At 55.0% G+C, this 10,449-nt stretch carries 11 protein-coding genes; all 11 read right to left on the reverse strand.

The features are described from left to right. Position 1: 1 nt before the first annotated feature. The 11 genes from pdxJ to rpoE all read right to left on the reverse strand — a co-directional run bounded on the left by pdxJ (position 2) and on the right by rpoE (position 9,956). Positions 2 to 739 (reverse strand): pyridoxine 5'-phosphate synthase, encoded by a 738-nt coding sequence (gene pdxJ / locus WH50_RS19705; RefSeq protein ID WP_104151988.1) that lies wholly within the window; start codon positions 737 to 739, stop codon positions 2 to 4. 12 nt (positions 740 to 751) lie between these two features. Further along, entirely contained in the window at positions 752 to 1,474 is a 723-nt protein-coding gene (gene recO, locus WH50_RS19710; protein ID WP_110188994.1) for a DNA repair protein RecO, read from the reverse strand. A 2-nt stretch (positions 1,475 to 1,476) separates the two neighbouring features. Beyond that, positions 1,477 to 2,397, reverse strand: a complete 921-nt coding sequence (era, locus tag WH50_RS19715) for a GTPase Era (RefSeq protein ID WP_104151990.1) — start codon at positions 2,395 to 2,397, stop codon at positions 1,477 to 1,479. After that, complete coding sequence (gene rnc / locus WH50_RS19720) at positions 2,394 to 3,074, reverse strand: ribonuclease III (protein WP_110188995.1); 681 nt, start codon at positions 3,072 to 3,074, stop codon at positions 2,394 to 2,396. The genes era and rnc overlap by 4 nt, the downstream gene beginning before the upstream one ends. Beyond that, positions 3,071 to 3,433, reverse strand: coding sequence for a DUF4845 domain-containing protein (locus WH50_RS19725; protein WP_110188996.1), 363 nt, complete (start codon positions 3,431 to 3,433; stop codon positions 3,071 to 3,073). The genes rnc and WH50_RS19725 overlap by 4 nt, the downstream gene beginning before the upstream one ends. A 14-nt stretch (positions 3,434 to 3,447) precedes the next feature. Further along, positions 3,448 to 4,251, reverse strand: coding sequence for a signal peptidase I (lepB, locus tag WH50_RS19730; protein WP_207780403.1), 804 nt, complete (start codon positions 4,249 to 4,251; stop codon positions 3,448 to 3,450). A 5-nt stretch (positions 4,252 to 4,256) separates the two neighbouring features. Then, positions 4,257 to 6,056: a translation elongation factor 4 gene (lepA, locus tag WH50_RS19735; RefSeq protein WP_110189001.1), complete on the reverse strand. Its 1,800-nt coding sequence runs from the start codon at positions 6,054 to 6,056 to the stop codon at positions 4,257 to 4,259. 233 nt (positions 6,057 to 6,289) lie between these two features. Continuing rightward, the gene (locus WH50_RS19740) at positions 6,290 to 7,738 is read right to left on the reverse strand and encodes a DegQ family serine endoprotease (protein ID WP_110188997.1); all 1,449 of its coding nucleotides are present in this window, start codon (positions 7,736 to 7,738) and stop codon (positions 6,290 to 6,292) included. A 3-nt stretch (positions 7,739 to 7,741) separates the two neighbouring features. Then, positions 7,742 to 8,251, reverse strand: a complete 510-nt coding sequence (locus WH50_RS19745) for a SoxR reducing system RseC family protein (RefSeq protein ID WP_165838491.1) — start codon at positions 8,249 to 8,251, stop codon at positions 7,742 to 7,744. A 7-nt stretch (positions 8,252 to 8,258) separates the two neighbouring features. Then, the gene (locus tag WH50_RS19750; protein ID WP_110188999.1) at positions 8,259 to 9,113 is read right to left on the reverse strand and encodes a MucB/RseB C-terminal domain-containing protein; all 855 of its coding nucleotides are present in this window, start codon (positions 9,111 to 9,113) and stop codon (positions 8,259 to 8,261) included. Positions 9,114 to 9,383: 270 nt separating this feature from the next. Next, on the reverse strand, positions 9,384 to 9,956 hold the full coding sequence (gene rpoE, locus WH50_RS19755) for an RNA polymerase sigma factor RpoE (RefSeq protein WP_104152011.1): 573 nt from the start codon (positions 9,954 to 9,956) through the stop codon (positions 9,384 to 9,386). Positions 9,957 to 10,449: the final 493 nt, after the last annotated feature.

Here is a 10,449-nt window from a genome sequence, read left to right on the forward strand (position 1 = left end):
CTTAACCCCGGGCCAGCAGCATCAGTTTTTTCATTTCCGCCACGGCTTCACGCAGACCGGTAAATACCGCGCGAGCCACAATGCCATGACCAATATTGAGTTCATTGATCTCGGCAATAGCAGCAATCGGCTCAACGTTCTGATAATTCAGCCCGTGACCTGCGTTCACCACCAGCCCCAGAGAATGAGCATAGCGAGCCGCTTCAGCAATACGCTCAAACTCGGCCTGCTGACTGGCATCATCCTCGGCATCAGCGTAAGCCCCGGTGTGCAGCTCTATCACTGGCGCACCACAGCGCACAGTGGCATCTATCTGGGCTTTGTCGGCATCGATAAACAGGGACACCTCAATACCCAGCGCGGCGAGGCGCTCACAGGCGGCTTTGACGCGCGCCTCCTGACCGACCACATCGAGGCCACCTTCAGTGGTCAGCTCTTCACGACGCTCAGGTACCAGACAGGCATGCTCGGGATGGATTTCGCAGGCGAAGTCCAGCATTTCATCGGTCACAGCCAGCTCAAGATTCATACGGGTCTGCAAGGTTTGCCTGAGCAACCTGACATCACGCTCCTGAATATGGCGACGATCTTCACGCATATGCACGGTGATGCCATCTGCACCCGCCTCTTCTGCCAGCTGGGCGGCGTAGACCGGATCAGGGTAACGGGTACCACGGGCCTGACGCAGGGTGGCAACGTGGTCAATATTCACTCCCAGAAGAATACGCTTGGGGTGCATCTACTTGGCTCCTTAGCTCGAAAAAACAGGAGGCGGAAGAAACAGGGAACGACTGTGCAACGGGCGATCCCCCAGCAGAGGCGCAAGCGCCTCACGCAACAAAACCTTGGCAACCTTGCGCGTCAGAGAGGCGCTGTAATCGTCCTGAGCCATCGCCAGCAAGGCGGCGCCAGGATAACTGCGCTGAGTTCCGCGGCCATCGGCAACCACAGGGCGCAAGCCGTACTCTGGATGGTAAGCGTACCACGCCTCAGCCAGCACCGGTTCGCCAGAAGCGACACAGTAATCAAGCACAACAGCAAAACCCAGCTCGCTGAGCAGCTCTTTCTCAAAGCGACGTAATACCGGCTCAAGCTCACCCGGCTCAGACAGATGGGTCAATGCCCACTCATACACCGTGTACATCCTCGGATGAGGCTCACCTTCAGGCAGCAACCGCTGCAATAACTCATTCAGGTAGAGCCCACTGATCAGACAAGCACCGGCCAGCGGTGGCGCCATACCACACAGATCAATCTGTTGAAGGGTTTTCAAACTGGAACGGCCCGTCGCCGACAGCACAACCGGGTAAAAAGGCTGCAATGCTGCCTTCTGGCGTGACTTCGGTCGACGGGCGCCACGAGCCAGGATGGCGACCCGGCCCTGAGTGGAGGTGAAAAACTCGGCGAGAATGCTGGTCTCCCGATAGGGGCGACCATGCAGCAGATAAGCCGGCTCAGAGATCAGCGCTGACACGCTTAGCCATTAAAGTCGGTGTAACCCAGACTCTGCAGTGCACGCTCATCATCTGCCCAGCCCTGCTTGACCTTGACCCACAGATTCAGCATGACCTTGGCTTCGAACATTTTCTCCATGTCCAGACGCGCATCGCGACCGATGGTCTTGATACGGCTGCCGCCATCACCGATTACAATCTTTTTCTGGCCATCACGCTCAACCAGAATCAGCGCGTGAATGTGGATGGTGCCACTGACTTCGTCCTGACGGAACTGCTCAATTTCCACGGTCACGCCGTAGGGTACTTCATCCCCCAGCTGACGCATCAGTTTCTCACGTACCAGTTCAGCGGCCACAAAGCGTGAACTGCGATCAGTCACCTGATCTTCGGGGAAATGATGCATCCCCTCTGGCATACGCTCACCGACCAGCTGTTCGAGGCGGGCAACGTTATGCCCATTCTGAGCAGAAATCGGCACGATGTCGGCAAAACTCATCTTGCTGGACATCTCCTGCAGCATCGGCAGCAGTGCTTCCTTATTGTCCAGACGATCGACCTTGTTGACCGCCAGAATCACCGGGCAGTCCAGATTCTGCAACTGCTCCAGTACCATCTGGTCTTCTTCAGTCCAGCGGGTACGATCAATGACGAAGATCACCACGTCCACATCCTTGAGGGCAGCGCTGGCTGTCTTGTTCATGAAACGGTTCAGCGCACGCTCGCCCGCTTTGTGTATTCCGGGCGTATCGACATAGATGATCTGCACTTCTTCTTCGGTTTTGATACCGAGAATCTGATGACGGGTAGTTTGCGGCTTACGCGAGGTGATACTGATCTTCTGCCCGAGAATGTGGTTCAGTAGGGTAGACTTACCGACATTGGGGCGCCCTACTATGGCAACGAAACCACAGCGTTCCGGACGGTTTTCTACTTCACTCATGACAGATTACCTAATAACTCCAATGCCTCTGACGCCGCGGCCTGTTCAGCCAGACGACGACTGCTACCGGTCCCCAGGGTGGGATCGTCAAGCAGATCAATGGTGCAGCTCACAGTAAATACCTGAGCGTGAGCTTCACCTTCTATATGGGTAGTTTCATAACAGGGCAAGGCCGCCCCTTTCGCCTGCAACAACTCTTGCAGACGGGTCTTCGGATCCTTCTGGGTATCTTTCAGGTCCAGCTTCTGCAAGCGGCTGTGATACCAGGCCAGCACACGCTCCTTGACGGTATCCATGTTGCTGTCGATGAAGATCGCACCGATAAGTGCCTCCATGGCATCAGCCAGAATGGACTCGCGGCGGAATCCGCCACTTTTCAGCTCACCGATCCCCAGATGCAGGTAATCACCCAGTTCAAACTCGCGGGCGATCTCCGCCAGAGTGACCCCTTTGACCAGACGGGCGCGCAGACGGCTGAGCTGCCCTTCTTTGGCTTCCTGAAAGTTCTGGTAAAGCGCTTCGGCAATCACACAGTTAAGGATGGAGTCACCGAGGAACTCAAGACGTTCGTTATTACGGTTACCGCAACTGCGATGGGTTAGGGCCAACTCCGCCAGGGAGGGATCCTTGAACTGGTAACCCAGCTTGGAAAACAGGCGGTCTAATTGAATACTCAAGGCTTCACTGCTTCGTAATGATGACTAAAAGATAAAACGACGGAGAGATTGCTGACGAGGGGGATACGTCGTTCGTAATTGACGTCCACGTACCAGATATTGCCATCGCGACTGTAGGCCAGCGCATCCTTTGGCAGGTCAATATCATTGATATCAAGACGCTTGCCGATACTGGTCTGCAGGCCGCGGCCACCCTCAGCCACAATGTCCGGGGTAGCCACTGCCTCAGTGATAATGGCATTGACGGTACGGTCATCCAGATACGCAGGACCGATCTTAACGGCCAGAATCACCAGCACGATCAGGAACAGTACATTGACCATGGTCATCATGGTGGCACCGCGTTGTCTGGAATACATCGCCACTGCTCCTGTTAGTTGATCCGTCCGTTGTTACTGAAACTGTTGAGAATGGAGAACAACCCTTCCCAATGGAACCAGACGAAGAACGCTTTGCCGACAATATTCTCTTCAGGCACAAACCCCCAGTAACGGCTGTCGTTACTGTTGTCACGGTTATCACCCATCATGAAGTAATGGCCGGGAGGAACTTCCCACTCGGCTTCAACTGATGGCTGGCCGGGCACCTTGTAAATCTTGTGGCTGACATTCCCCAGCTGTTCCTGGAACAGCTGCAGGCTGGGCTCAGTCGGCGGAATATTGGACAGGAACTGCTCAGGCACCTCCTGACCGTTAACGTACAGACGCTTGTGATAGTAGGCAATCTTGTCACCCGGCACGCCAATTACACGCTTGATGTAATTGATCTTGGGGTCGCCAGGATAACGGAACACCATGACATCACCGCGCTTGGGTTCCCCCACTTCAATTACCTTGGTATTCAGCACCGGCAGGCGAATACCGTAGGAGAATTTGTTTACCAGGATAAAGTCGCCAATCTCCAGTGTAGGGAGCATGGAGCCAGAAGGAATCTGGAAGGGTTCGACGATAAAGGAGCGCAGGAAAAAGACGATGAACAGCACAGGGAAGAATGACTTGGCGTACTCGATAGGCCATGACTCACGGGTCAGCCCGCCGAGCACTTCTTCATCGGTTACGCCCTGCTGCTCAGCCAGGCTGCGGGCAGCCTGGCGACGTCTGCTGAAAAGCACGATATCCGCCAGCCAGATGGCCCCACAGAGGGCCACGGCGATGGTCAGATAGAGGGGAAAATCCAGATCCATTAACTATCCACCTTGAGTACGGCCAAGAAGGCTTCCTGGGGCACCTCGACGCTACCCAGCTGTTTCATGCGCTTCTTACCCTCTTTCTGTTTCTGCAACAGCTTCTTCTTACGGCTGACGTCACCGCCATAGCACTTGGCCAAAACGTTCTTGCGCAGTGCCTTCACGGTAGTACGAGCGATGATATGCCCGCCGATGGCAGCCTGAATGGCGACATCGAACATCTGTCGGGGAATCAGCTCCTTCATTTTTTCGCAAAGCATACGGCCACGATACTGGGCATTGTCACGGTGCATGATGACCGCCAGTGCATCAACCCGGTCGCCGTTGATCATGATATCCAGACGTACCATGTTGGCAGACTGATAACGCTGGAAGCTGTAATCCAGCGATGCAAAGCCACGGCTGCAGGACTTCAGGCGATCAAAGAAGTCCATTACCACTTCGCTCATAGGCAATTCATAGACCACCTGCACCTGAGTTGCCATGAAGTGCATGTTTTTCTGCACTCCACGCTTCTCTACACACAGGCTGATGACGTTGCCCAGAAACTCTTGTGGCACCAGAATGTGGGCCTCGCAAATCGGCTCGCGCATATCCCTGACCTTGCCGGGTTCAGGCAGACGCGAGGGGTTGTCAACATAGACGACTTCACCGGTGCTGAGCTCAATCTCATAGACTACCGTCGGTGCTGTAGTGATCAGATCCAGATCGTACTCACGCTCCAGACGCTCCTGAATGATCTCCATGTGCAGCATTCCGAGGAAGCCACAGCGGAAACCGAAGCCCAGTGCATCGGAGCTTTCAGGTTCGAAGAACAGTGAGGCATCGTTGAGCGAGAGCTTGTCCAGCGCTTCACGGAAATCTTCGTAGTCATCGGAACTGACAGGGAAAAGACCGGCGTAAACCTGCGGCTTGACCTTCTGGAATCCGGGAAGGCTGGGCGTATCCGGGCTGCTGGACAGGGTCAGGGTGTCACCTACGGGAGCACCATGGATGTCCTTGATACCCGCCACTACATAGCCTACTTCGCCAGCACTGAGGTACTCTTCGGATTTACGCTTGGGCGTGAACACACCCACATCATCAATCAGATGCACCTGACCGGTAGACTTGACCAGAATCTTATCTTTCTTGCGCAGCGTGCCATTCTTGATACGGACCAGCGACACGACGCCCAGATAGTTGTCAAACCAGGAGTCAATGATCAACGCCTGCAGCGGCGCAGCAGGGTCGCCTTCCGGAGCAGGAATACGTTCAACCAGCTGTTCCAGCAGATCATCGATACCCATGCCACTCTTGGCACTACAGGCTACTGCATCCGTCGCATCGATACCGATGATGTCTTCAATCTCGGTCTTGACCCGCTCAGGCTCAGCCTGAGGCAAATCCATCTTGTTCAGTACAGGTACAACTTCCAGTCCCTGCTCGATGGCGGTGTAGCAGTTGGCAACCGACTGGGCTTCCACACCCTGAGCAGCATCCACTACCAGCAGCGCGCCTTCACAGGCAGACAGGGAGCGAGATACTTCGTAGGAAAAGTCGACGTGGCCGGGAGTATCGATAAAGTTCAGCTGATACACCTGACCATCACGGGCGGTGTAGTCCAGAGTCACACTCTGCGCTTTGATGGTGATGCCGCGCTCGCGCTCGATATCCATGGAGTCCAGTACCTGAGCCTCCATTTCGCGCTCGGACAGGCCACCACAGATCTGAATAAAACGGTCGGCCAGGGTAGATTTACCGTGGTCGATATGGGCAATGATAGAAAAGTTACGAATATGCTTAAGACTGCTCACGGAACCAAACACCAGTAGCTAATGCAGGCCGGAGGGCCTGAGGCAAAGGCGGCATTCTAGCCGATTTAGTGACACATCGCACCATGTACACAACGGCTTCCGCCAGCCATCTCCAACCCTTCATACGGGTGGAGTGATGACGACATAGCGCTGCTATCAGGCAGCAAAAAGGGAGCAGCCGAAGCTGCTCCCCTGCCACTCATCGAGTGTCACTCATACCAAAGGTGTTTATGTTACTCAATTCGCAGTGCCAGGAAAATTGGCGAGCCATCACGAACAATCTGCATCGGCACAGAGCGGCCTTTCGGCAGCGCCTTGACGATAGTTTCAAGATCCTTCACAGAACTGACCGCCTTGCCATTCAACAGCGTGATGACATCACCCGGCTGTACACCGGCCGAGAAGGCTGGGCCTTGCTCGATCTGTTTGACGACAACACCGTTGTCCAGTTCCAGACGTGATTTGTCATCTTCAGTCAGATTGGCCGCACCAATATGCAGGACATTGGCGATGACACTACCGTCAGTGCTGTTACCACGGCTATCAACCAGGATATTGGTCTCGTCATCAGGCAGCAGGCCAATGGTCACGTCCAGATCCTGCTCTTTACCATCACGGATAACATGCAGGGTTGCCTTGCTGTTGGGCTTCACTCGCCCGACGAAGTGAGGCAGATCGGATGACATGATGATGTCCTGACCATTGAAACCGAGGATCACATCCCCTTCTTTCAGGCCCGCTTTCTCGGCAGGGCTATCAGGCAATACCTTGGCTACCAGCGCACCTGCAGCCTTTTTCAGCCCGAAGGACTCGGCCAGATCACGGTTAACTTCCTGGATGACCACACCCAGCCAGCCGCGTTTCACATGACCGCCATTTTTCAGCTGGTCAGCCACATCCATTGCCACATCAATCGGGATGGCAAACGACAGCCCCATGAAGCCACCCGAGCGAGTATAGATCTGCGAGTTGATACCGACGACCTCACCATCCATGTTGAACAACGGACCACCAGAGTTGCCGGGGTTGATAGGCACATCGGTCTGGATAAAGGGCACATAGTTATCACCCGACAGACTGCGGCCGACGGCTGAGACGATACCCTTGGTCACTGAATAGTCGAAGCCGAAGGGTGAACCGATGGCTACCACCCACTGCCCGGCTTTCAGATCGCTGGAGTGGCCGATCTTGACGGTAGGCAGATGATCAGCATTAATCTTCAGCAACGCCAGATCGGAACGGGGATCCGCACCCACCAGCTTGGCATTCAGCTCACGGCGATCATTCAGACGCACGACAATTTCGTCAGCACCGTTGACCACATGGTTATTGGTCAGAATGTAACCATCATCGGAGATAATGAAACCTGAACCGAGAGAGCGCGGCTCAACACGCTTGAGCGTCTTGCCCGGATTACTGGGCGCTGGGATACCACGCTGCAGACCGAAGAAGTGACGGAAGATTTCAGGCATCTGCTGCAGATCGGGGTCGTTGGGATCAAACGGCATGCTGCCATCGGAAGAGTACTGAACGTTTTTCAGGGTACTGATATTTACCACCGCCGGAGCAGATTTCGCTACCAGGTCGGTGAAATCGGGAAGTTCTGCTGCCCTGACGCTACTGACGGCGACCAGTGCAATACAGGCCGCCCCCGCCAGGGTCTGATAGAGTTTTTTCAACATAGATTACCTGCCTTTTCCTTCCATAATGCGAATTGGCACTTGCTCAACAACCTCGGCAAACCCATTTTCAGATTGAACCTTATCCAAGATAACGGGCTGCCACTGTCCTTGCTGACATTGTCTGCTTACCCTGCGTGTCAGCAGAAAACCGGCCAACAAACCCAACATACCGGCAAGCAATATCCAACCTTCTCCCCAGCTCAGCTCAGCCCCCAGCAGTACACCGGCAAACAGTCCCATCAGGGGCAGGATGTACATCAGCAAAGACACTTGCAGCAAAGCCTGAGGCAAGATGCCCAGCGTCACGGCGTCACCTACCTGAAGTAGCATTCCTTCGGGAAGCGTCAGGGTCATGCGTTGCTGCTTGCCCTCCCCCACACTGTTCATCAGCCCCTGGCCACAGCCTGATTTGAGCTGGCAGCTACTGCAGGTGGAGCGGCGGGTGGTTTCCACTACGACCTGTTCAGGCAGCAGTTGCACTACCCAGCCCTGCTCTTCAAGCAGTGGCTGCATTGATTGATTATTGCTTGCTGGCATGTTTCAGATTCTGAATGATGGCGAGAGCGACCTGCTGCGGAATATCACCGGCCACGGTGACATAACAGTCACCCCTGTTACTCAGCAGCTGTCGCGCCAGAACCACTTTTCCCTGACGCTCAATGGCCCCTTCGATACGCGGTTTCAAGCCGAGAGGCTCGATAAACACACTGAACGAATGGCTGTCATTGGCATAGGTCATGACCTGCTGATCACCACTGAGATCCTGTGACGTGAGCTGGTAGCCGTCTGGCGCCCATCCCAGTTGCCAGGGAGTCATGGTGTCGCTGATACGCTGGTTATGACGCTGCAGGTAGTCATCCAGCCCGGTATCCAGACGGATGTAGTGGCTGGGCTGCAATCCCGGCTGGGGTTGCACCAGCGACTGGCTGCTGTAACTCACCGGCAATACAGGTTCACTACCTGCTGACGGATCCAGTGCGGGGGTGCTGGCTACGCTGGCCACCTGTGACGACACTGACTCCGAAGCGGCCGGCAGGCTGGCAGAGCGGGGCAAAAACTGCCCGACACCGACAAACACTACGGCTGCCACGGAAGCTGCCACCGCCAGATGACTGAATGGCTTCCACCACTGACTGACCCGCTCAGGCTGCTGCATTGCATCTTCATCGTCCAGCTGCGCTCTCACCCGATCAGCCAGCTGCATGCCACTGCCTGACGGCCGTTCATGCAACATATCACTGATCAAATGATAGCGTTGCCAGCTTTGCCGAAGCTTGGACGCATCATCTGCCTGCTGCAGCAGTCGCCTCAGATTCAGCTCATCCGCCTCTCCATCAAGGAGAGCAGACAAGTGTTCCCGGCTCTGCTCGTTCATAGTTTTACCTCAACCCGTTTTATGCTCTCGGGCCTCTCTTCCAGATCTGCCGCACAAGGCGACGCTCCGGAGGGAAGTCCTGATACCACTGCGGGTATCTCTGAGCGTTTAGAGGGTCATGCGTTGATTAAGTTCCGGCCAGATACATTCTGTTAAGGCCATGGCGCTTTTGTCCGCCTTTCCCCGCTTGCTTTGCACTTTGTATCCAGGCGCCCGCTTATCCGGCCAATTGTTACTTAAACTTCAACCAGGGCCGCCCTCAGGAAACTCTCACAGCAAGGGAGCAATTTCCTGCTCAATAGCCTCTCGTGCTCTGAAGATACGGGAGCGCACCGTGCCTACCGGACACTGCATGATGGTCGCGATGTCTTCATAACTCAGACCATCGTATTCCCGCAGCATCAGCGCCACACGCAGATCCTCCGGCAAGCGATTGAGAGCGGCGTTGATCGTTTCCCGCAGTCGGTCGCGATTGAGCTCGTGCTCCGGCGACCCCCGGTCACGCAGCGCATCTCCGCCCTCCACGTACACCGCATCTTCTGCCATGACATCAACATCTGGCGGACGGCGGCCACGCGCGGCAAGGTAGTTTTTCGCAGTATTGACAGCAATCCGATAGAGCCAGGTGTAGAAGGCACTCTCCCCGCGAAAATTATGCAGCGAGCGATAGGCCTTGATGAAAGCCTCCTGAGCCACATCCATGGATTCCACCGGATCTTTCAGAAAACGCTGCACCAGCAACAGGATGCGATGCTGATACTTGACCACCAACAGATCGTAGGCGCGTTTGTTGCCTTTCTGCGCCTGTGTGACCAACACCAGATCTGAATCTTCGTTTTCCAGCGTCACCGTAATCCCCTTTCTTCTGGAGGCGCCAATTATTACCTGAACCTGAGCCGATACCCAACAGCCAGGCCGCTCTCAACACGATCTGTTACGACTCACACTGCGCTGACAGGGTGAAGCGCAGCTGAAACGCAGCCTGCTTGGGTACAGAGCGCCAGCACAGCTAACCACAACGGACAATAGTCAAAGACAGGTGCATATCTTATATTCACCAGCCTGCCCCAGAATCGTCATGGCATTGTCATCATCCGCTCCCTAACAGGCTGTTGAAAAACGTTATCGAGGCCGCCGAGACAAGGAAAAAACAGGCGAAAAAGCGGAGTTTAGTGAGCTAAATGAGCATTTTGAGCCTGTTTTTGACGCGGTATTCGGCAACGCAGATAGATTTTCAATAGCCTGCTAAGCACGGCAAGCCCACTATTGATGACCATTACTGCTGCAGGGTTCCGCGCACGGTAGCTGTAGCCTGCTCCGGCCAGGCAGCTTGAGA

Source organism: Pokkaliibacter plantistimulans, from assembly GCF_003194385.1.
GTDB classification, from domain to species: domain Bacteria; phylum Pseudomonadota; class Gammaproteobacteria; order Pseudomonadales; family Balneatricaceae; genus Pokkaliibacter; species Pokkaliibacter plantistimulans.

What these genes read in the sequence shown, in the direction of transcription:
- pdxJ (WP_104151988.1), bottom strand. Translation starts at nt 739, where the DNA reads ATGCACCCCAAGCGTATTCTTCTGGGAGTGAATATTGACCACGTTGCC.
- era (WP_104151990.1), bottom strand. Translation starts at nt 2,397, where the DNA reads ATGAGTGAAGTAGAAAACCGTCCGGAACGCTGTGGTTTCGTTGCCATA.
- WH50_RS19725 (WP_110188996.1), bottom strand. Translation starts at nt 3,433, where the DNA reads ATGTATTCCAGACAACGCGGTGCCACCATGATGACCATGGTCAATGTA.
- WH50_RS19740 (WP_110188997.1), bottom strand. Translation starts at nt 7,738, where the DNA reads ATGTTGAAAAAACTCTATCAGACCCTGGCGGGGGCGGCCTGTATTGCA.
- WH50_RS19745 (WP_165838491.1), bottom strand. Translation starts at nt 8,251, where the DNA reads ATGCAGCCACTGCTTGAAGAGCAGGGCTGGGTAGTGCAACTGCTGCCT.
- WH50_RS19750 (WP_110188999.1), bottom strand. Translation starts at nt 9,113, where the DNA reads ATGAACGAGCAGAGCCGGGAACACTTGTCTGCTCTCCTTGATGGAGAG.